21 protein-coding genes are annotated in these 19519 nt (G+C 63.7%); 6 read left to right on the top strand and 15 right to left on the bottom strand.

What is annotated here, in order from left to right:
- The first annotated feature begins 119 nt into the window (after positions 1 to 119).
- Positions 120 to 1382 (top strand): glycosyltransferase, encoded by a 1263-nt coding sequence (locus M3465_RS06685; RefSeq protein ID WP_249501602.1) that lies wholly within the window; start codon positions 120 to 122, stop codon positions 1380 to 1382.
- Here M3465_RS06685 and M3465_RS06680 read toward each other — a convergent pair.
- Positions 1379 to 1867 (bottom strand): DUF3576 domain-containing protein, encoded by a 489-nt coding sequence (locus tag M3465_RS06680; RefSeq protein ID WP_249500965.1) that lies wholly within the window; start codon positions 1865 to 1867, stop codon positions 1379 to 1381. The two genes, M3465_RS06685 and M3465_RS06680, sit on opposite strands and share 4 nt — an antisense overlap.
- A 271-nt stretch (positions 1868 to 2138) precedes the next feature.
- On the opposite strand from M3465_RS06680, the gene M3465_RS06675 reads away from it, so the two are divergent.
- The 3 genes from M3465_RS06675 to M3465_RS06665 all read left to right on the top strand — a co-directional run bounded on the left by M3465_RS06675 (position 2139) and on the right by M3465_RS06665 (position 5319).
- Positions 2139 to 3098 (top strand): porin, encoded by a 960-nt coding sequence (locus M3465_RS06675; protein WP_249500964.1) that lies wholly within the window; start codon positions 2139 to 2141, stop codon positions 3096 to 3098.
- Positions 3099 to 3196: 98 nt separating this feature from the next.
- Positions 3197 to 4669 carry a tetratricopeptide repeat-containing sulfotransferase family protein gene (locus M3465_RS06670; RefSeq protein WP_249500963.1) on the top strand — a complete coding sequence of 491 codons (1473 nt, stop codon included), beginning with the start codon at positions 3197 to 3199 and terminating at the stop codon, positions 4667 to 4669.
- Positions 4660 to 5319, top strand: coding sequence for a YggS family pyridoxal phosphate-dependent enzyme (locus M3465_RS06665; protein WP_249500962.1), 660 nt, complete (start codon positions 4660 to 4662; stop codon positions 5317 to 5319). The genes M3465_RS06670 and M3465_RS06665 overlap by 10 nt, the downstream gene beginning before the upstream one ends.
- Before the next feature lie 116 nt (positions 5320 to 5435).
- Here M3465_RS06665 and M3465_RS06660 read toward each other — a convergent pair whose 3' ends face one another.
- The 5 genes from M3465_RS06660 to M3465_RS06640 form a co-directional block, all read right to left on the bottom strand.
- The gene (locus M3465_RS06660) at positions 5436 to 5996 is read right to left on the bottom strand and encodes a F0F1 ATP synthase subunit B (protein WP_249500961.1); all 561 of its coding nucleotides are present in this window, start codon (positions 5994 to 5996) and stop codon (positions 5436 to 5438) included.
- Positions 5993 to 6553, bottom strand: coding sequence for a F0F1 ATP synthase subunit B' (locus tag M3465_RS06655; RefSeq protein ID WP_249500960.1), 561 nt, complete (start codon positions 6551 to 6553; stop codon positions 5993 to 5995). The genes M3465_RS06660 and M3465_RS06655 overlap by 4 nt, the downstream gene beginning before the upstream one ends.
- Positions 6554 to 6639: 86 nt before the next feature.
- Positions 6640 to 6864 (bottom strand): F0F1 ATP synthase subunit C, encoded by a 225-nt coding sequence (locus tag M3465_RS06650; RefSeq protein ID WP_249500959.1) that lies wholly within the window; start codon positions 6862 to 6864, stop codon positions 6640 to 6642.
- Positions 6865 to 6925: 61 nt separating this feature from the next.
- Positions 6926 to 7687 (bottom strand): F0F1 ATP synthase subunit A, encoded by a 762-nt coding sequence (locus M3465_RS06645; RefSeq protein ID WP_249500958.1) that lies wholly within the window; start codon positions 7685 to 7687, stop codon positions 6926 to 6928.
- A complete protein-coding gene (locus M3465_RS06640; RefSeq protein ID WP_249500957.1) occupies positions 7671 to 8048 on the bottom strand; it encodes an AtpZ/AtpI family protein in 378 nt (125 codons plus the stop codon). Before M3465_RS06640 ends, M3465_RS06645 begins: the two co-directional genes overlap by 17 nt.
- A 200-nt stretch (positions 8049 to 8248) precedes the next feature.
- On the opposite strand from M3465_RS06640, the gene M3465_RS06635 reads away from it, so the two are divergent.
- Positions 8249 to 8584: an ArsR/SmtB family transcription factor gene (locus tag M3465_RS06635; RefSeq protein WP_249500956.1), complete on the top strand. Its 336-nt coding sequence runs from the start codon at positions 8249 to 8251 to the stop codon at positions 8582 to 8584.
- A gap of 43 nt (positions 8585 to 8627) precedes the next feature.
- Here M3465_RS06635 and M3465_RS06630 read toward each other — a convergent pair whose 3' ends face one another.
- The 6 genes from M3465_RS06630 to M3465_RS06605 form a co-directional block, all read right to left on the bottom strand.
- The gene (locus M3465_RS06630; protein WP_249500955.1) at positions 8628 to 10640 is read right to left on the bottom strand and encodes a M3 family metallopeptidase; all 2013 of its coding nucleotides are present in this window, start codon (positions 10638 to 10640) and stop codon (positions 8628 to 8630) included.
- Between the two features lie 51 nt (positions 10641 to 10691).
- Positions 10692 to 11753 (bottom strand): HesA/MoeB/ThiF family protein, encoded by a 1062-nt coding sequence (locus M3465_RS06625; protein ID WP_249500954.1) that lies wholly within the window; start codon positions 11751 to 11753, stop codon positions 10692 to 10694.
- Positions 11750 to 12184 (bottom strand): dUTP diphosphatase, encoded by a 435-nt coding sequence (dut, locus tag M3465_RS06620; RefSeq protein WP_283254981.1) that lies wholly within the window; start codon positions 12182 to 12184, stop codon positions 11750 to 11752. Before dut ends, M3465_RS06625 begins: the two co-directional genes overlap by 4 nt.
- 70 nt (positions 12185 to 12254) lie before the next feature.
- On the bottom strand, positions 12255 to 13448 hold the full coding sequence (gene coaBC / locus M3465_RS06615; protein ID WP_249500953.1) for a bifunctional phosphopantothenoylcysteine decarboxylase/phosphopantothenate--cysteine ligase CoaBC: 1194 nt from the start codon (positions 13446 to 13448) through the stop codon (positions 12255 to 12257).
- A 55-nt stretch (positions 13449 to 13503) separates the two neighbouring features.
- On the bottom strand, positions 13504 to 14265 hold the full coding sequence (locus M3465_RS06610) for a ChaN family lipoprotein (protein ID WP_249500952.1): 762 nt from the start codon (positions 14263 to 14265) through the stop codon (positions 13504 to 13506).
- A gap of 17 nt (positions 14266 to 14282) precedes the next feature.
- Positions 14283 to 15161: an RNA polymerase factor sigma-32 gene (locus tag M3465_RS06605; protein WP_249500951.1), complete on the bottom strand. Its 879-nt coding sequence runs from the start codon at positions 15159 to 15161 to the stop codon at positions 14283 to 14285.
- A 235-nt stretch (positions 15162 to 15396) separates the two neighbouring features.
- Here M3465_RS06605 and M3465_RS06600 point away from each other — a divergent pair, with 235 nt between their 5' ends.
- Positions 15397 to 16908 carry a YifB family Mg chelatase-like AAA ATPase gene (locus M3465_RS06600; protein ID WP_249500950.1) on the top strand — a complete coding sequence of 504 codons (1512 nt, stop codon included), beginning with the start codon at positions 15397 to 15399 and terminating at the stop codon, positions 16906 to 16908.
- Positions 16909 to 17172: 264 nt separating this feature from the next.
- Here M3465_RS06600 and gshB read toward each other — a convergent pair whose 3' ends face one another.
- From gshB to rsmI, 3 genes are all read right to left on the bottom strand, one after another.
- Positions 17173 to 18105 carry a glutathione synthase gene (gshB, locus tag M3465_RS06595; protein WP_249500949.1) on the bottom strand — a complete coding sequence of 311 codons (933 nt, stop codon included), beginning with the start codon at positions 18103 to 18105 and terminating at the stop codon, positions 17173 to 17175.
- 64 nt (positions 18106 to 18169) lie between these two features.
- Complete coding sequence (locus M3465_RS06590; protein WP_249500948.1) at positions 18170 to 18562, bottom strand: YraN family protein; 393 nt, start codon at positions 18560 to 18562, stop codon at positions 18170 to 18172.
- Between the two features lie 39 nt (positions 18563 to 18601).
- Complete coding sequence (rsmI, locus tag M3465_RS06585) at positions 18602 to 19456, bottom strand: 16S rRNA (cytidine(1402)-2'-O)-methyltransferase (protein ID WP_249500947.1); 855 nt, start codon at positions 19454 to 19456, stop codon at positions 18602 to 18604.
- Positions 19457 to 19519: the final 63 nt, after the last annotated feature.

Raw genomic sequence — 19519 nt, 5'->3', positions numbered from 1 at the left:
GGCATATTTGGCACGGGTGATAAGGCGATGCCGCCCGATCGTCCAGTGAAAGCCTGCCCAGCGTTGTGATCGCCCTGGCGCGCGGGCATACCGAAGGCAAGACCACCCATCGGCGCGCCATGAAAATCCTCCTGATCCACCAGAATTTCCCCGGCCAATTCAAGCATCTCGCTCCCGCGCTCGCCGCACGCGGCGACACGGTTGTCGCACTGACGCCCAAGGTCACGGAACCCGCCGAATGGCGCGGCGTCACCGTTCTGCCCTACACCGTCACCGGCTCCAGCACGCGCGGCATCCATCCCTGGCTGGTGGATTTCGAAACCAAGATCCTGCGCGGCTCCGGCTGCCATGACGCGGCGCTCGGCCTGCGCGACGCCGGCTTCTTTCCCGATGTCATCATCGCCCATCACGGCTGGGGCGAAAGCCTCTTTCTCAAGGATGTCTGGCCCGAGGCGCGGATGGGTCTCTATTGCGAGCTTTATCACCGCTCCGGCCCCGACCAGACCGGGTTCGATCCGGAATTTCCCAGCCCCGCACCGGGCCGCGATGCGCTGCGCCTTCGGATGAAGAACCTCAACAACCGTCTGCACGAAGAGGTCATGGATGCCGGCATCAGCCCCACGCGCTTTCAGGCCGCGACCTACCCCGCGCATTACCGGGACCGCATCACGATCTGCCATGACGGCATCGATACCGTTCACGTCACGCCAAATGCGACGGCGAAACTTGCGCTTCCGAACGGCCGGACCCTGACGCGCGCCGATGAGGTCATCACCTTCATCAACCGAAATCTCGAACCTTACCGCGGGTATCACGTCTTCATGCGCGCGCTGCCCGACCTGCTGCGCCGGCGGCCCGAGGCGCAGATCGTGATCTTGGGAGGCGACGAGACGAGCTATGGCGCGAAACCGCCCGCAGGACAAACGTGGAAACGGATCTTCGCCGAAGAGGTGCGCCCGGCGATTCCCGATAACGACTGGGCGCGCGTGCATTTCCTTGGCCGTGTTTCCTATGCGCGCTTCCTCGCGGTGCTTCAGGTCAGCACAGTCCATGTCTATCTGACCTATCCGTTCGTGCTCTCCTGGTCCCTGCTCGAAGCGATGAGCGCAGGCTGCGCCATCGTCGCCTCCGACACCGCACCGGTGCGCGAGGTGATCGAGGCGGACCGGACCGGGGTTCTGGTCGATTTCTTCGACCGTGCAAGGCTGGTCGAAAAAACCTGCGCCCTGCTCGACGCTCCTGAACGGGGCACCGCCCTCGGCCGGGCGGCACGGCGCTTCGTTACGGAAAACTACGACCTGTCAGGCATTTGCCTGCCACGGCAACTGGATTGGGTCGATGCGCTGGCCCGGATCAGCCCGGTGCGCAAGCCGCAGGATTAAAGCCGGCTGTCCTGCTGGCGCAGTTGCCGTGCACGGGTCAGGATCGCATCCTCCACCGCCCGCACAGTCTCCGCGCTCGCCGGGCCGGAGCGGGTCATCAGCGCGAGGTTCAGTGACCGCGCATCGAGCGCGGGATCGTTGACGAGGATCGTCGCGCGATACGCGCGCCCGCCGCCCGGCGGCGTGCCGAAACCCGTGGTGATCACCCCGGTGAACGGATCGACCGATTGCACCGGCAGGAAATCCAGCGTTTCGAGCGCGGCGTTCCAGATATACTTGTTGACCGCACCGACCTGCCCGGCATCGCCCCTGTTGCGGAAGAAATCGAACAGCGTCGATTGCGGGCGCATCCGGTCCTGGTAAATGATGTCGTCGGCAATCTCGGAGGCCGGGCGTGTCTCGACCGGCTCGCCGCCGCCGCATCCGGCCGCCAGCGCACCGATGAGCGCGAGGCCAAAACCGGTCCTGATACGTGCATGGTCCATCAAAGACTGCCCTCGACTGCTAGTTTGCCTTTCGCTTTGCATACTAGCCGTGCCCATCCACGACAAGCCGAACTTGCAAACCGGGCGGAGCGCGCGGAGTTTGAACGATAATCCGCCCGCGAGGCTTGTGGCAAATGCGCATCACAGATCGCGAAGTTCGATGCCGATTTGTCGCTCGCCTTGCAATAAAGCCCCCCCGGGGAGCATAGAAGCCTCAGCTAATCCGAACAGTCGGTTTGGTCCGTGCCTTACGAACACATGAGGGAAAACAATGAAAACTCTTCTTCTTGCTTCCACCGCGCTGGTTGCAACAGCAGGCATCGCAGCCGCAGAAGTCTCCATCACCGGCTACGCCGAAATCGGTGTCATCGGCGGTGACCGCTATGGCGACGAAGACCAGTTCCACACAGATATCGACGTCACCTTCGCCATGACCGGCGAATCCGATGGCGGCCTCGCCTTCGGTGCCACTGTCGATCTCGACGAGACCCAGGAAGACGGCGCATTCGACGCAACAGATCAGTATGGTGCTGTCTGGTTCCTGTCCTATGGTGGCATGCGCCTCGACATGGGCGACACCGATGGCGCATACGACGCCGTTCTTCAGGAAATCGCACTGGCCGGCGCATCCATCGCCGACGACGAGACCGAACATTCTGGCTACAACGGCAACTCCGGCCTCGACGAACTGTATGACGGCCAGATCGCACGCGTGTCCTACTCCGCTGCCGGCTTCATCGTCGCAGCATCGGCTGAAATGGACGATAGCGGCGACGACGATCCCGTCTGGGGCCTCGGTGTTCGCTACGTCACCGATTTCGGCGGCACGGCTCTCGGCTTCGGCCTCGGCTACCAGACCGTTGACCGCGACGTTCTGGCCGATGTCGAGCTGATCGGCGCAAGCATCGACGCAACGCTGGCGAATGGCCTCTCGATGGCCGTGAACTACGCAGAAGCAGACATCGAAGGTCAGTCCGACAACGGCACCTTCATGGGTATTGGCCTCGGCTACACCTGGAACGCGCTGTCCGTTGGCGTCAACTACGGTGAGTACGAAGATTGGGCCGTCAATGTCGGCGCGGAAGATGCGTCCGGCTGGGGCCTCGCAGCCACCTACGACCTGGGCGGCGGTCTCGCAGCTCACGTTGGCTACGGCAACTCCGACGATGTCGACGGTCTCGGCGACAACGACGAAGACAGCTACTCCTTCGGTCTGTCGATGAGCTTCTAATAGCTCTGAACCAGATTTGGTTAGCGAAGAGCGGGCCTTGCGCCCGCTCTTTTCTTTTGCGCATCCCCCCTGTAGCTATCGGCGAAACGACAGGGCACATGATGCAGGCACATCCCCAATCCATGCTCAAGGCCGGGTTCGACAAGGCGCAACGCCTTGCGCAGTCCGGCGCGCTGCGCGAAGCCGCCGCGCTGCTCGACGGGCTGATCCTGCAAGCCCCGCAAAACGCCGATCTGTATCTCTCCCGCGCCCGTCTCGCCGCCCGGCTCGGCGACAGCGCCAAACGTCAAAGCGCCATCGACAACGCGCTGCGCCTGCGCCCGACCGATCCGGCCATCCTGTCCGAGGGGATTGCCACCTACACCGCCCTCGGGGCGCATGACGACGTGCTCGGCCTCCTCGATCGCCAGATCGCGCTCGATCCCAAGGCGATCAAACCGCAGGCCGACAAGGCGCTCTACCTGCAACGCGCCGGACGGTTCGACGCCTCCGAAGCCCTCTTTCGCAGGCTGCTCAAGAAGCACCCGAACGATGCCGAGCTTTACCGCATGTTCGCGGCCACTCACCGGTTTACCAAAAGCGATCCGCTCATCGGCGCGATGCGGCGCCTCGCCAAACATCCCAAATTGCCGCCGGCGGGCCGGATGCATATCAACTTCGCGCTCGCCAAGGCGATGGAGGATACCGGCCAGCACGGTCGTGTCTTTCACCACCTCCGCCCCGCCAACGCGGCCCAGGCCGCGCTGTGGCCCGACGATCCCGCCGCCCGCGCCGCCGAATGGTCCGGCACAGTCGCCGCGCAGGACGGCCTGACGCAGCTTGCCGATGCGCCGGGCACGAAACCGGGGCTGATCTTCGTCACCGGCCTCCCCCGCTCCGGCACGACGCTGGTCGAACAGATCATCGCCAGCCATTCACAGGTTCAGGCCGGCGGCGAGATGGCGACGGCGCTGCGCTGTGCCTATGCCAGCTTCGGCGCCGGGGCCGCCATGAGACCGCTCGCAACGGCCACCCGCGACGAGTTGATCCGTTTCACCCGGCAGCTCGAACAGCTCAACCGCCCCAGCGCCGCGCAGGACACGCCGCGCCTCACCGACAAGTCGATCATGGCCTTCCTGATCTACGGCCTGCTGCACGCGACCCTGCCGAACGCCCGGTTCATCATCGTCCACCGCGACCCGCGCGACATCGCTGTGTCGATCTACAAGAACCATTTCAGCACCGGCACCCATCGCTATGCCACCGATCTCGCCGCGATTGCCGAGGTGATCAAGAGCTTCCGCCGCATCACCGCCCATTGGCGCGACACCCTGCCGGATCGCCTGACCGAGATTCGCTACGAGGATCTCGTCTCCGATCCCGAAGCCGGATCCCGCGCGCTGATCGATGGCGCAGGGTTGGACTGGGAAGACCGTTGCCTCGATTTCCACAAATCCGGCGGCACCGTCAAAACCCTGAGCCTGCATCAGGTGCGCCAACCGATCTACCAAAGCTCCGCCGCCGCCTGGCGCCGCTACGAGGCCGAGCTGCAACCCTTCTTCGACGCATGGGGAGACACATCATGGGACTGACCGACATCCGATCGCGCATCGCCGCCGCCGCCCGGGACGCCGGGCGCGCGTCCGAGGACATTACGCTGATCGCCGTGTCCAAGGTCCAACCCAATGAGCGCGTGGACGCCGTGCTTCGGGAGGGGCACCGCTCATTCGGCGAAAACCGCGTTCAGGAAGCGGCCGGGAAGTGGCCAGATTTCCGCGCCCGGTTCGACGGGATCGACCTGCACCTGATCGGCCCGCTCCAGACGAACAAGGCCCGACAAGCCTTCGAGCTGTTCGACGCGATCCACACGCTCGACCGGCCGAAACTGGCCAAGACCTTCGCCCGCCTCGCGCAGGAAACCGGGCATTGTCCGCCGCTCTTCATCCAAGTTAACACCGGGGAGGAACCGCAAAAGGCCGGGATCGCGCCGGACGCAACCGATGCCTTCGTCAAGGACTGTCTTGCGCTCGATCTGCCGGTCCACGGGTTGATGTGTATTCCGCCGGCGGAGGAAACCCCTTCGCTGCATTTTGCCCTGCTCAGGAAACTCGCCGAGCGCAACGGCCTCAAGCAACTCTCGATGGGCATGTCAGCGGATTTCGAGCAGGCCATCGCCTTCGGCGCCACCCATATCCGCGTCGGCTCCGCCATTTTCGGCGAACGCGAAACGCCCGAAACCTGAGTGCAACGCCCTGTTTCCGTCGACGGAAACAACAGGATGCGTCAACGCATCCTTCCTCTTCAAACGAAAGCGCCCCGGAAAACCTCCGGGGCGCTTCGTCTATCCATTGAAAACGATCAGTGCAGTTTCTGCCCCACGGTCGCGATCGACTCGTCGATCGTCTTCGCCGCATCCTGCTTGCTCATCTGCTTGGCCACAACGTCCCGCGCAGCCGCCACGGCGACGGCAATCGCACGGTCCCGCACTTCCTTGACCGCGCTCGCCTCGGCCGAGGCGATCTGATCCTCGGCAGCCGCAAGACGGCGCTCGATGGATTTCTTCAGATCGACCTTCGCCTGCTCGCCTGCGGCCGCCGCTTCCTGCTTGGCATGGGCGATGATCCGGTCGGCCTGATCGCGCACCTCGCGCTGCTGGCGCTCATAGGACGCCAAAAGCGCCTGCGCTTCCTCGCGAATGGCCTTGGCCTCGTCCAGTTCGGCCCGGATATTCTCGGCGCGCTTGTCCAGCATCTTCATCAGAAGTGTCGGCACACGGTAATAGAGCAGAATGCCGATGAAGACGATGAAGCCAAGCAGCACCACGAAATCGGTATTGTTGAGCGAGATGAAAGGCCCGTCCGCGGCATGGGCCGGAACGGCCACCACACTTGCGGCAAGGGCCACCAGAAACGGTCTCATGACGACGCCCCTTTCATGTTCGCATCCACCGCTGCCGCGATGGTCGCATCATCGGCCTGCCCGCCAAGCGCGGCAACGATGCTGCCCGCGGTTTCCTTGGCCACGGCCTCGACGCTCTGAACCGCAGAGGCTCGGATATCGGCGATGGCCTTCTGGGATTCAGCGGTTTTCGCGGCGATCTCGGCATCCGCCTTGGCGATTGCCTTGTCGAGATCGGCCTGCATTTCGGATTTGTTCTGAGCGATGATCCGTTGCGCTTCGGCCCGCGCATCGGTCAGCGACTTGTTGTAGGCCTCTTCGGCCTCGGACGCCTTGCGCTTGAGATCCTCCGCCGTGGCGAGGTCATTCGTGATCGTGCCCTGCCGTTCCGCCAGAACCGTCGCAATGCGCGGCAACGCGACACGGGACAGGACAAGGTAGATCACGATCAGCGTGATCACGAGCCAGAAGATCTGGTTCGGCATCCAGTCCGCGCAAAGCTGCGGCATCCCGATGGCGCTGCCATCCGGGCCGACGCAAAGCCCTGCAGCTTCGAGATCAATGGGTTCGGTTGCCATGTCGTCCTCCGTCGGAACTCGTCGTTACATCGGGCGGGCTGCGTCGAACGCAGCACCGCCCGCGCGTAAGGATTGGGATCCGATGCTTAGACGGCGAACATCAGCAGCAGCGAAACGAGGAACGCGAAGATCCCCAGCGCTTCCGCGAATGCGATACCGATGAAGAGCGTGGCTGTCTGCGACGCGGCCGCGGACGGGTTGCGCAGCGCGCCTGCGAGGTAGTTGCCGGCCACGTTGCCCACCCCGAGTGCTGCCGCACCCGAACCGATTGCTGCCAGGCCTGCGCCGATATGTGCGAGATCGCCTTCCATGTGAATTCTCCTTACGATTGGAAGTTGAAGATCGTGCCGGGCAAGCCGCCCGGCGATGTCGTTAGTGCGACGGGTGCAACGCGTCTTTCAGATAGACGCATGTGAGGATCGTGAAGACATACGCCTGGATGAAGCCCACCAACACCTCAAGCGCGTAGATCGCCGTGATGCCCAGAACCGAAAGCGGTGCGACCACGGTGATCGCGGCGAAGCCGGCGAAAACCTTGAGAACCGCGTGGCCCGCCATGATGTTGCCCGCAAGACGAATGGAATGGCTCACCGGGCGCACGAAATACGAGATGAGCTCAATCACCGCCAGGATAGGACGCAGCGCCAGGGGCGCGCTCGACACCCAGAAGAGGCCCAGAAAGCTCGCTCCGTTCTTGACGAAGCCCAGAACAGTCACCGCGATGAACACGCCGAAACCCAGCACCGCCGTGACGGCGATATGCGAGGTGGGCGAAAACGAGGTCGGGATCAGCGCGAGGAAATTCGAGAACACGATGAATATGAAGAGCGTGAAGATATAGGGAAAATACTTTACCGCATCCTTGCCGGTCACGTCCTCGACCATCTTGTAGATGAACCCGTAGGCCAATTCGGCCACCGATTGCGTGCGCGAGGGAACGGTCGCGCGCTTCGAGGTGCCAAGCACCATCAGCCCGACGACGCAAGCCACCGCCAGCAGCATCCAAAGCGCGATATTGGTGAAGGTGAACATGCCAACTGCGCCGTCGCCGAAGACCGGCTCTATGATGAACTGGTCCATCGGGTGGAACACGAGGCCGCCGCCTTCGCCGTGATCGTCAACTGCCGTTGCCATCCTGATCCCTCTCGTTCTCTCCGGCCCGTTCGGCCAGGTTCGTTCTCTGCATTTCCCTTGCGCTGCGGATCATCACGTTGATCCCGGCGGCAAAGCCCAGCAATGTAAACAGCACCATCAGGAACGGCTGCGTTCCGAAAAGCGCATCCAGCCCGTATCCGATGCCAAACCCGATCCCCAGGCCGGAGACCAGCTCGATTACCATCCGCCAGGCATGTTGTGCCTGGCTGTAATGTTCCTCCTGGTGCGGCTTGTCCGTGCCGGCCCCCTTGGCCGCCGCGATCCTTGCTTCCAGCTCTGCCAGCCGCTGCCTCGAATCCCGCTCTGACACCGCCACCGCCCCGGTTGGAACTTTGCGCATGTGCTATGGCGCGGCCCCGCCAGAGTCAAGACGGCATGGCATGGCCGGGAACACCATGTATATCTCTGATATACATATGTTTTTCCTATCCCGACGACCCATCGCCCGGCCGCCCGATCGGCGGTTCGGAGCAATTCCGCCCCAAACCCATATTCAACTTTGCAGTTGAGTATCCTGCACTCGCAAAGGTATTGAGGCGTATGGCCCGAAACCTCGACATCGTCTTTGCCGCGCTCGCCGACCCGACCCGCCGCCGCATCCTGTCCATGCTGCTGGAGGACGACATGGCCGTGACGGACGTGGCGGAGCCCTTCGACATGTCGCTCGCCGCGATTTCGAAACACCTCGTCATCCTCGCGAATGCCGGTCTCATTAGCCAGGACAAGCGCGGCCGTGTCAAATGGTGCCGGCTCGAACCCGATGCCCTGCGGGCGGCCAGTGTCTGGATGCAGGGGTTCGGACAGTTCGAACCCGTCAACCTCGACGCCTTCGAACGCTTCCTGATCGACCAGCGGATCGCACCGGAGCCGGGGTAAATGCGTCAACGCATTTACGACCTTCCGTCGACGGAAGGTTCGCCTACGCCGCGAGCCCGCGACCCTTCAAAAGCGCCTCGACACCCGGCATGCGGCCGCGGAACTTCTTATATAGCACGTCCGCTTCCTCCGATCCGCCAGCCGACAGGATATGACGCTCGAGCTTCTTTGCCATGCCGGCATCGAACGGCCCGCCGGCTTCCTGGAACGCGGCGAAGGCGTCCGCATCCATCACTTCTGACCACATGTAGCTGTAATAGCCCGACGAATATCCGTCGCCGGTAAAGACGTGCGCGAAATGCGGGCTGGCATGACGCATGACGATCGCCCCCGGCATGTCCAGTTTTCCCAGAACCTCCTGCTGCCTCGCCATGACATCCTCCGGCGGCGCGCCCTCGTGGAACGCAAGATCCACCAGAGCCGATGCAAGGTATTCCACCGTTTGAAAACCCATGTCGTAGGTCGCTGCAGCCAGCACCTTCTCGAGCATGTCCGCCGGCATCGGCTCTCCGGTGTCCGCATGGGTGGCGAACTGCCGAAGCACCTCCGGCACCTCAAGCCAGTGTTCGAATAGCTGGCTCGGCAATTCGACGAAATCCCGCGCCACCGACGTGCCCGAGATCATGTCGTAGCGCACATCGGACAGCATCTGGTGCAGCGCATGGCCGAATTCATGGAAGAGTGTGCGCGCATCGTCATAGGACAGAAGCGCCGGATCGCTTTTCGCGAAATTGCAGACATTGACGACGATCGGCCGCTGCGCATCGGGAAACTCCCGCTGCGCGCGGAAGGCCGAACACCACGCGCCCGAGCGTTTCGAAGCGCGCGCGAAATAATCGCCGATGAAAACCGCTACATGCGCGCCGTTTCGCGTCACCTCCCAGGCGCGGCAATCGGGGTGATAAAGCGGCACATCGAGCAGCGTGAATTCCAGCCCGAAAAGGCGCGTGGCACAGGAAAACGCGGCCTCGATCATCCTGTCGAGTTGAAAATACGGCTTCACCTCGGCCTCGTTCAGCGCGAATTCCTCCTGACGCCGCGCTTCCGCGTAATATCGCCAATCCCAGGGGCGCAGCGGCCCGTTCACCCCCTCCGCCTGCACGCGTTTTTCGAGCAGCCGCGCATCCGCATCGGCGCGGGCTTTTGCCGGCTTCCAGACCTTGATCAGCAAATCGCGCACCGCGGCAGGCGTCTTCGCCATCTCCGTTTCCAGCTTGAAGGACGCGAAGTCCGGGTAGCCCAATAGCCGCGCCCGTTCATGACGCAAGGCCAGGATTTCGGCGGCGATGTCGCGATTGTCGGTCGCTCCCCCGCGTTCCCCGCGAGAGATCCAGGCCCGCCATGCCGTCTCGCGCATGGCGCGATCGGGGCAGAACTGCAGAAACGGCACGATAACCGACCGCGACAGCGTCAGCACGGGCCCGTTCGCCCCGCGTTCCCGCCCGGCCGCATGCAGGGCATCGGTCACGAATTCGGGCAAGCCTTTCAGATCCGCTTCGCTCAACGCATATTGCCAATCGCGCTCATCGGCCAAAAGGTTCTGGCCGAACTGCGTGCCAAGGCTCGCAAGACGGCTCTTGATGTACCGCATGCGCACCGCGTCCTGCCCTTCCAGCCCAGCGCCGGCACGCAGGAAGCTGCGGCGCGTCAGCATCAGCACCCGTTCCTGCTGAGGTGCAAGATCGAGCCCGTCGCGTGCCTGCCAGACCGCCTCGATCCGTTCGAACAGCGCCCGATTGCCATAAATCGCCGTCGAATGCTCCGCCAGCCTTGGCGAAAATTCCCGCATAAGCGCCTCGCGTTCAGGCGTGCTATCGGCACCGGCCAGATTGTAAAACACGCCCAAGACCCGGTCGAGCGCCGCGCCGCTCGCAAGGAACGCCTCGATCGTATTGGCAAAATCGGGCGGCTCGGCATTGCCGGCGATATCGTCGATCTCCGCGAGGTGCCGCGCCATCCCCGCTTCGATGGCGGGTCCGAAATGATCGTCCCGGATCGCCCCGAAAGGCGGCATGGCGAACTCGGCAGTCCAAGGTTCGAGCAAAGGGTTGGTCATCGCGCGCTCCCGTCATACGGCATTTCTAGCAACACACCTGTTACCATCGTCTTAAGCCGCGCGTGAATTTTTGCCGCATACCGGGCAATCCGCACGGCTTTTGAGTTTGATTTTACGCGTCTCGGCCCAAAGCGCGTCATAGATCAGCATCTCGCCGCGAAGCACCTGCCCGGCCCCGGCGATCAGCTTGATCGCCTCGACCGCCATCATCGATCCGATCACCCCCGGCAGCGGCCCGATCACCCCCGCCTCGGCACAGGAAGGCGCGAGCCCTGCTGCCGCCGCTTGCGGGAACACGCATTGATAACAGGGCGCGCCCTGCGCCGGATCGAACACCGAAAGCTGCCCCTCCCATTGCGAAAGCGCGCCGGATATCAATGGCTTGCGTCGATCGACAGCCGCCCTGTTGACAAGATATCGCGTCTCGCTGTTGTCGGTGCCGTCCAGAACAACGTCATATTCGTCGACAAGCTGATGGGCGATCGCCTCATCGAGCCGTCGATGGTAGGGCAGGATCTCGACATGTGGGTTCTGCGCCAGCATCGCGGCCTGCGCGGAAAAGACCTTCGGCATTCCGATATCGGCGTCCCGGTGGATCACCTGACGTTGCAGATTGGCATTCTCGACAACATCATCGTCGATCACCCCGATCGTTCCGACCCCGGCCGCGGCAAGATATTGCAGCGCCGGCGCGCCCAGACCGCCGGCACCGATCACCAGAACCCGCGCATTTCGCAGCGCCTTTTGTCCCGGCCCGCCGATCTCGCGCAGCACGATATGCCGCGCGTAGCGTTCCAGCTCGCTGCTCGAGAAACGCCCCTCCCGCGCCACCGGACGCCGCTCCGCCGCCTCCTTTCGCTCCGCCCGCGCCTTGAGCGCGCGCACAACGCGACCATAGGCCGCCGCAAGGGCCGCAAAGACGCCGAGAATGATCCAGAGCGCCGCACTTTGCCCGGTGGCGAGCCGCAGCGGATGGCCCTGGGGCAAGACGATCTGGATGAACAGCACACCGACATAGAGCAGCCCGATCATGTAAAGCCGCGCGCGATAGGGCAGCTTCAACAGCGCCCCGACCGCCCAAAGAAACGCCGCAAGCGCCAGAACCAGGATCACGAGGCCACCCCCGTCGATCCGAACCCGCCGGCGCCGCGCTCCGTCTCTCCGAGCTCCGAAACCTCCGCGAACCGCGCCTGGATCACTGGCGCGACCACCATCTGCGCGATCCGGTCGCCATGCGCGATGGCGAACGGCGCATCCCCGCCATTCATCACGATAACCCCCAATTCGCCGCGATAGTCACTGTCGATCGTCCCCGGCGCATTGGGCAGGGAAATCCCATGCCGAAGCGCCAGCCCCGACCGCGGTCGTATCTGCACCTCGAAACCCTCGGGGATCGCCAGCCTCAACCCCGTCGGGACCAGAATGCGCGCGCCGGGGCGAAGGCGCACATTGCCCCGGTCAGGAAAATTCGCCCGCAGATCGGCCCCCGCCGCGCCGGACGTGGCATAATCCGGCAAGCCAAGGCTTCGGTCCGCGCCTTCCATCCATGAAACCTCTATCGCGACCACGCCCCGCCCTTCTCTTCGTTCCAAATACTCATGCACGCCGCCGCCCTCAGGCGATCCGCTCGGCAATCCGGGAGACGAGCCTCGTCGCCACGGCATCCTTGCCCATGCGCGGCCATCTCTCCGCGCCCTCCGGCGAAATCAGCGTCACCGCGTTCTCGCTGCCGCCCATGATTCCGGTCTGCGGCGATACGTCATTCGCCACGATCCAGTCACAGCCCTTGCGCACCCGCTTCGCCGTCGCATTCGCCTCGACGTCGTCGGTCTCTGCCGCGAAACCAATCACCAGCGGCGGCCGGCCATCGCCCATCTGCGCCACCTCCGCCAGAATGTCCGGGTTCTCCTCGAACCGAAGCACAGGCAGCGCGCCAGCCTGTTTCTTGATCTTGCCGGCCGAAGTCTCGGCCACCCGCCAATCGGCCACCGCCGCCGCGAAGACGGCGGCATCGGCCGGCAGCGCATCGAGCACGGCGGCGCGCATCTGCACAGCCGTCTGCACGGGCACCGCACGAACGCCAGCCGGGGGCGGCACATCTGCCGGCCCGGTCACGAAAACCACCTCCGCGCCCTCGGCGACCAAGGCCGCTGCGATCGCCGCGCCCTGCGCCCCGGACGAGCGATTGGCGATATAGCGCACGGGATCGATTGGCTCATGCGTCGGCCCCGATGTGACCACCACGCGCTTGCCCGCCAGCCGCCCGGCACCGAGCGCCGCCTGCACGGCATCAACGATCTCCAGCGGCTCCGCCATCCGTCCGGGACCGAACTCGCCGCAGGCCATGTCGCCGTCATTCGGCCCGATCACGGCGATCCCGTCACCGCGCAGGATCGAAAGATTGCGCTGCGTGGCCGGATGCTCCCACATGCGCACATTCATCGCCGGCGCGATCATTACCGGCGTGTCGGTCGCCATGAGCAACGTGCTCGCCAGATCGCCGGCCAGACCATGCGCCATCTTCGCCATCAGATCCGCCGTCGCCGGCGCGACCAGCACAAGATCGGCCACGCGCGAAAGCTGAATATGCCCCATCTCCGCCTCATCGGTCAGATCGAACAGCGCGCGATAGGTCTTTTCCCCCGCCAGCGCGGCAACCGACAGGGGCGTGACGAACTCCTCGGCGGCGCGCGTCATCACTGGCGTCACCGAAGCGCCCCGTTCGCGCAGACGCCGAATGAGGTCGAGCGATTTGTAGGCCGCGATACCGCCGCCGATGATCAGAAGTATCCGCTTGCCGCTCAACATAGGTCCATGCCCTCTGGCTTCGGCCCTTGTTACGGGCCGGGGCGGCAAAACTCAATCAGCGGAACGCCTCGCATGGATCGTCGCGCTCGGCCGGGGGCGAGAACGCGATCTCGTCGAAATCGCCCGCAGGCGCAGCGGCGCCCTCCTCACCCTGCCCCAGCGCGGCGATCTCCAACTCCGGCGCGGCAGCGGCCAGATAGACCGGCGCCCCCCGGTCGCGCCGCGCATGACCATTGCCGGTGATCACAACCACAGGCCCGCCATGCGCCTCGAACGCCTCGAGCGCGGCGCGCGCCAGTTCCGCGTCGCGCAGCCGCTGAATATCCACCATGCCCGGCAACATATCTTCCGGCAGCGCATCGCAATGCGCCGCCATCTGCGCCGCTTCCCGCGCGGCCTGCTCGGCCTCGGGCAACGCCCGGTCCAGCCCGAAACGCCCCGCATCGCCGCTGAAACTCTCCACAACACCGCTGCGCATGGCGTCGCGCGCGACGCCGCGCGGCACGGCTGCCCCGAAAACCGCCGCCTCGCCGCCGGCCACGAAAATCGGATGATACATCGAAAAATCGGGCCAGCCGCTGTCGGCCCAATCCAGCGCCTCGGCCATCTCCCTAGGGTTTGCCAACAACTCCGGCGTCACGCGCGCCGCCTGATCCGGCGTGAGCATCTCGAACACCAGCGCGGTAGGTGCGATGCGCTCCACATATTCCGCCTGCCGCGCATGGTGCCCTGGATTGTCATGCAATTCCCCGAGGAAAACGACATCCGCCGCCGCGAAAAAAGCCCCTGCGGCCAGCGCGGCAGGGGCCAAACTCATGAGAATCGCCGCCATCTTCATGACAGAAGATGTTGCACCTCCGGGCTCTCGGCCTCAAGCGTCTTGCGGATCTTGGCAAAGGCCGCCGCTTCGAGCTGCCGCACCCGTTCCTTCGAAAGCCCCAACTCGTTGCCGAGGCTTTCTAGCGTGCGGCCATCCTCGCGCAACTTTCGCTCGCGAACGATGAACCGCTCCCGCTCGTTGAGCCGGTTCATCGCCAAGGTCAGCCACTCCCGGAGCTGCGCCCGGTCCAGATCGGTCTCCACCGTGTCCTGGGCCTGAGCACTGTCATCTTCCAGCACATCGATCCACTCACGGCCCTCATCCTCGGCCGATTGCGTGGCGTTGAGCGAAAAATCCGAGCCCGAAAGCCGCCCCTGCATCATTTCGACATCATGGATCGGCACGCCGATCTCTTCGGAGATCAGGCGGCGCAACTCATGGCCCTCAAGCTGTTTGCCGGCCGCCGCAGCTTCCCTTTCGAGCCGAGCCTGCACGCGGCGCATATTGAAGAAGAGCGACTTCTGCGAAGAGGTCGAGCCGGTGCGCACAATGGACCAGTTGCGCATCACGTAATCCTGGATCGACGCCTTGATCCACCAGACCGCATATGTCGAAAAGCGCACGCCGCGATCGGGATCGAACTTGTCGGCGGCCTTCATGAGACCCAGCCCGGCCTCCTGGATCAGATCGTTCATCGGCGCGCCGTAACGCTTGAACTTGGACGCCATGGAGATCGCCAACCTCATATATGCCGTGATCAGCCGATGCAGCGCCACCTCGTCGCGCTGGTCTCGCCAGGCATAGGCCAGCTTCAACTCCGTCTCCGCGTCAAGAAGCTCCGCCTTCATCGCCCGCCGGGACAGCGTCCGGTCGTCGAACGTATCGAGTGCCATGAGAAAACCCCCAATGCTGGTATCTTGAACCGGTTACGCCGGAATCGGGCTTCTGGATCAAAAGAATGTTTGACAAAGTTTCTCACCAGCCGAACGTCGAGACCCGATCATTCGTTCCCCGCATTGCGCGCCACCAGCCCGGGGGCGACGCGTTTTCGAAAACGCGTCCGCCCGACGTTAACCTTTTCGCAACCATGTCTGCGGCATCTATACCTCGCAGGAAGATGGGGTCCGCATGGTCGCACACGCCTACACAGTCGCCTTCGAAGGCGTCGAGGCCCGTATGGTCGAGGTGCAATGCGCCATCACTCCCGGCGTGCCCGGATTCTCGATCGTCGGCCTTCCGGACAAGGCGGTCTCCGAATCCCGCGACCGGGTGCGCGGCGCGCTCTCCACCTTGCATATCTCGCTGCCCAGCCAGCGCATCACCGTCAATCTTTCGCCTGCGGATCTGCCCAAGGAAGGCTGCCATTTCGATTTGCCCATCGCCCTTGCGCTGCTGGCCGAACTGGACATCCTGCCGAAGGACATCGCCGCCCATTCCGTCGCGCTCGGCGAGCTGTCGCTCGACGGCGCGCTCGTCCCGGTGATCGGCGCGCTGCCCGCCGCCATGGCCGCGGCGGCGGAGAACCGCAACCTGATCTGCCCGGCCGCGTCCGGCGCCGAAGCCGCCTGGGTCGGCGATTGCCAGGTGATCGGTGCATCCAGCCTGATGGACGTGATCCAGCACATTACCGGGCGCACCCCGCTGCCCGCCTCCGAACCCGGAGAAGCCGGCGGCGCCCCCGATCCCCGGGACATGCGCGATGTGAAGGGCCAGGAACGCGCCAAGCGCGCGCTCGAAATCGCCGCAGCCGGGCGTCACCATCTGCTGATGGTCGGAACGCCCGGCTCCGGCAAATCCATGCTCGCCGCCCGCCTGCCCGGCATCCTGCCGCCCCTGACCCCGCTGGAGGCACTGGAAACCTCGATGGTCCACTCGCTTTCCGGCCTGATCGACACCGGCGGCATCTCCCGGCATCGCCCGTTTCGCGAGCCGCATCACACCGCCTCGATGGCTGCCATCGTCGGTGGCGGCCGCAGCGCCAAACCCGGCGAGATCAGCCTCGCGCATAACGGTGTGCTCTTCATGGACGAGTTCCCGGAATTTTCCCGCACCGTTCTGGAAACCCTGCGCCAGCCCATCGAAACCGGCGAGGTCATGATCGCCCGCGCCAATGCGCATGTGAAATACCCGTGCCGCTTCATGCTGGTGGCCGCCGCCAATCCCTGCAAATGCGGCTATCTCTCCGATCCGGCCCGCGCCTGCTCGCGCGCGCCGGTCTGCGGCGAGGATTACATGGGCCGTATCTCCGGCCCGCTCATGGACCGTTTCGACCTGCGCGTCGATGTGCCGCCGGTCGCCTTCCGCGATCTCGACGGGCCAAGCGCCGGCGCCTCCAGCGCCGAGATCGCCACCCGCGTCCGCGCCGCCCGCGCGATCCAATCCGAACGTTTCGACACCGTCGGCGGCGCGCGCCAGAACGCCGACCTGCAAGGCGCCCTGCTCGAGAACCTGACCCGGCTCTCCGATCCCGCCCGAACCCTGATCACCAGCGCCGCCGAAAGGTTCGGTCTCTCCGCCCGCGGCTATCACCGCGTTCTGCGCGTTGCGCGCACCATTGCCGATCTCGATATCGCGGACAGCATCTCACGCGAGCACATCGCCGAAGCCCTCAGCTACCGCCTTCCCGCCAGCGCCGGCTGACAGTCACGACGAGGCATTTCGGGATCTGCATCATTCGATCTACCCGCAACCACCGAACCGTATGGTCCGCGAGGACACTCTAAATTTACGAACAAGTCCCTGCCGGGGGGCCATCTCCGGCGCGCAGTCTTAAGACAAGATCGGCAATTTCGGAAGCGGCCTATCGCGTCAAGCCGGACTGCCGATCCATGGATGAACATCACGCCGTCGACCTGCGTCTGACAATTGGGCATCCGGCAGTGGGCCGAGCATCGACCACCTGGATCAAAGCTTCGCTTCGATGGCCTCCCAAATCAGATCGGCCACGTTGATCCCGTCGAACCGCTCGAGTTCCTGCAATCCGGTGGGCGACGTGACATTTATCTCGGTAAGATAGTCACCGATCACGTCGATCCCGACAAATATTTGCCCCTTCTCGCGCAAAACCGGCCCAATCCGCGCGCAGATCTCCCGGTCCCGTTCCGTCAGGACGGTTTTCTCAGGCCGTCCACCGACATGCATGTTCGACCGCGTCTCCCCCTCAGCCGGAACCCGGTTGATCGCGCCCGCAGGCTCGCCATCGATAAGAATAATGCGCTTGTCACCGCGCGAGACGGCGGGCAAGAATTTCTGCGCGATCAATGGCTCACGCGAGAACCCCGTAAACAGTTCATGCAGCGATGTGAGGTTGCGATCATTCGCATCCAGCCGGAACACCCCAGCGCCCCCATTGCCGTAAAGCGGTTTGAGAATGATGTCCCCATGCCGCGCCTTGAAATCCTTGAGCATTTCGAGATCACGCGCAATCATGGTCGGCGGCGTGAGGTCCGGAAAATCGAGGACCATCAGTTTTTCCGGCAAATTCCGCACCCAGAACGGATCATTCGCCACCAGGGTGTCGCCCGACACCCGATCGAGCAGATGGGTCGAGGTGATGTAATGCATGTCGAACGGCGGATCCTGCCGCAACCAGACCGTGTCGAAATCGGCGATATCGGCACGCCTTACCGGTCCGAGTTGCACATGCGCGCCATGAACGCGCTGCACGGTGAAATCCTGCCCCGTCGCGATGATCTGCCCTTCGGCATAGGCCAGCCGGTCGGGCGAATAATAGAACAAATCATGGCCTCGATCCTGCGCCGCTTCGGCGAGCCGAAACGTGCTGTCGGCGTCGATATCGACGGCGGAGATCGGATCCATCTGAAACGCGATTTTCATCTTGGCCCCTCTTGCGAAATCCCTCCGGGGATGTGCCGCATCGGTATCGCCAATACAAGCGCCGTCAGAACATCATGCTGGCATTCGGAATGATCTCTATTTTCCCCTGCCCATCGACAAGCGCGATATCGACCCGCGCCTCCGTAAGCGAACCTTTCGGACAGCGGCCGAGATAGCTTTCCGCGCTGCGCAGGATGCGCCCCATCTGTCGCGCGGTGATACGCTGCGCAGCTTGGTCATGCGTCCGGCTCTTCTTGACTTCGACGAACACCATCCTTTCGCCTTCGGCGAGGATCAGGTCGATTTCCCCTCCCGGACCGCGCCATCGCGCTTCGCGCAATTCGGCGCCCTGCCTCTGATAGTGGCGTTGAACTGATTTTTCGGCATTCAACCCGGCGTAATAGTTCGTTCTTTGCTTTGCCCCACGTTCGGGCCCGGTCTCAAAGTCAAATGGCATCACGCATCTCCCTTCAGAATCACCCTACATCAAGGGCATCTAATTTTTTGCTAACGCCATCGCCCTTTGATAGGCCTCTCGCCGTGATATACCGAGTTTCTGAGCCACTTCACTGGCCGCATCCTTCACCGATCCGCGCGTCAGCGCCTTTTTCAAGGCAGCATCGAGCGTTGCCGGATCTGTATCCTGATGCGCGGCCCGTTCGATGATCACGACGATTTCGCCCTTTACGCTTTCCCCCTCATATCGTCTCGATAAATCCTCCAGACTTCCCTCACAACGTTCTTCGAACCTTTTGGTTAACTCCCGGCAAACCACGGCTTTGCGCGGGCCAAGTTCCGCAGCCGCATCTCTCAGCATCGCAGCGAGCCGTTTGGGGGATTCGTAGAAAACGAGCGTTGCAGGCACATTCGCAAGCTCGCGCAGAACCTTTTTCCGCTTTCCCGTTCCGTTCGGAAGAAACCCGGCGAAAAGAAACCTGTCAGTCGGCAAACCGCTCAACGTCAGCGCCGCGATCACGGCGGTCGGACCGGGTGCGCTGGTGCATGCCACGCCGGCAGCCAGCGCATCGCGCATCAGGTCGAATCCGGGGTCCGAAATAAGCGGCGTTCCCGCTTCGGAGGCGTAGACGACCGATTTTCCGGCCGCGAGCGCCGACATCAGCCGCGGACGGGCCTTTGCCGCGTTGTGATCGTGGTAGGCGATCAACGGACGTTCGCCGCGCGCGACCCCGTGTATCTCCATCAGGCGCCGCAAGGTGCGCGTGTCCTCCGCCGCAAGCAGGTCCGCGCTCGCCAGAAGATCGAGCGCACGCAATGTGATATCGCGCGCATTGCCCAGGGGCGTCGCCACCAGATACAGACCCGGCGCGATGTCGCGCGTCTGCCAATTCATCTCTGGACCCGCCTTTCTCGTCGTCTATGATCGTCCGCAAAACAAAAGCCGCGCTGTGTCGCG

Source organism: Marivita sp. GX14005, assembly GCF_023370775.1.
GTDB lineage: Bacteria > Pseudomonadota > Alphaproteobacteria > Rhodobacterales > Rhodobacteraceae > Marivita.
Note: the sequence above shows the minus strand (reverse complement) of the source record. Positions and strands in the feature narration are given on the sequence as shown.

Bases quoted from the DNA above. Each gene is read 5' to 3' on its own strand.
- M3465_RS06685 (WP_249501602.1), top strand. From the start codon at position 120: ATGAAAATCCTCCTGATCCACCAGAATTTCCCCGGCCAATTCAAGCAT.
- M3465_RS06680 (WP_249500965.1), bottom strand. From the start codon at position 1,867: ATGGACCATGCACGTATCAGGACCGGTTTTGGCCTCGCGCTCATCGGT.
- M3465_RS06675 (WP_249500964.1), top strand. From the start codon at position 2,139: ATGAAAACTCTTCTTCTTGCTTCCACCGCGCTGGTTGCAACAGCAGGC.
- M3465_RS06670 (WP_249500963.1), top strand. From the start codon at position 3,197: ATGATGCAGGCACATCCCCAATCCATGCTCAAGGCCGGGTTCGACAAG.
- M3465_RS06665 (WP_249500962.1), top strand. From the start codon at position 4,660: ATGGGACTGACCGACATCCGATCGCGCATCGCCGCCGCCGCCCGGGAC.
- M3465_RS06660 (WP_249500961.1), bottom strand. From the start codon at position 5,996: ATGAGACCGTTTCTGGTGGCCCTTGCCGCAAGTGTGGTGGCCGTTCCG.
- M3465_RS06655 (WP_249500960.1), bottom strand. From the start codon at position 6,553: ATGGCAACCGAACCCATTGATCTCGAAGCTGCAGGGCTTTGCGTCGGC.
- M3465_RS06650 (WP_249500959.1), bottom strand. From the start codon at position 6,864: ATGGAAGGCGATCTCGCACATATCGGCGCAGGCCTGGCAGCAATCGGT.
- M3465_RS06645 (WP_249500958.1), bottom strand. From the start codon at position 7,687: ATGGCAACGGCAGTTGACGATCACGGCGAAGGCGGCGGCCTCGTGTTC.
- M3465_RS06640 (WP_249500957.1), bottom strand. From the start codon at position 8,048: ATGCGCAAAGTTCCAACCGGGGCGGTGGCGGTGTCAGAGCGGGATTCG.
- M3465_RS06635 (WP_249500956.1), top strand. From the start codon at position 8,249: ATGGCCCGAAACCTCGACATCGTCTTTGCCGCGCTCGCCGACCCGACC.
- M3465_RS06630 (WP_249500955.1), bottom strand. From the start codon at position 10,640: ATGACCAACCCTTTGCTCGAACCTTGGACTGCCGAGTTCGCCATGCCG.
- dut (WP_283254981.1), bottom strand. From the start codon at position 12,184: ATGGAAGGCGCGGACCGAAGCCTTGGCTTGCCGGATTATGCCACGTCC.
- coaBC (WP_249500953.1), bottom strand. From the start codon at position 13,448: ATGTTGAGCGGCAAGCGGATACTTCTGATCATCGGCGGCGGTATCGCG.
- M3465_RS06610 (WP_249500952.1), bottom strand. From the start codon at position 14,265: ATGAGTTTGGCCCCTGCCGCGCTGGCCGCAGGGGCTTTTTTCGCGGCG.
- M3465_RS06605 (WP_249500951.1), bottom strand. From the start codon at position 15,161: ATGGCACTCGATACGTTCGACGACCGGACGCTGTCCCGGCGGGCGATG.
- M3465_RS06600 (WP_249500950.1), top strand. From the start codon at position 15,397: ATGGTCGCACACGCCTACACAGTCGCCTTCGAAGGCGTCGAGGCCCGT.
- gshB (WP_249500949.1), bottom strand. From the start codon at position 18,105: ATGAAAATCGCGTTTCAGATGGATCCGATCTCCGCCGTCGATATCGAC.
- M3465_RS06590 (WP_249500948.1), bottom strand. From the start codon at position 18,562: ATGCCATTTGACTTTGAGACCGGGCCCGAACGTGGGGCAAAGCAAAGA.
- rsmI (WP_249500947.1), bottom strand. From the start codon at position 19,456: ATGAATTGGCAGACGCGCGACATCGCGCCGGGTCTGTATCTGGTGGCG.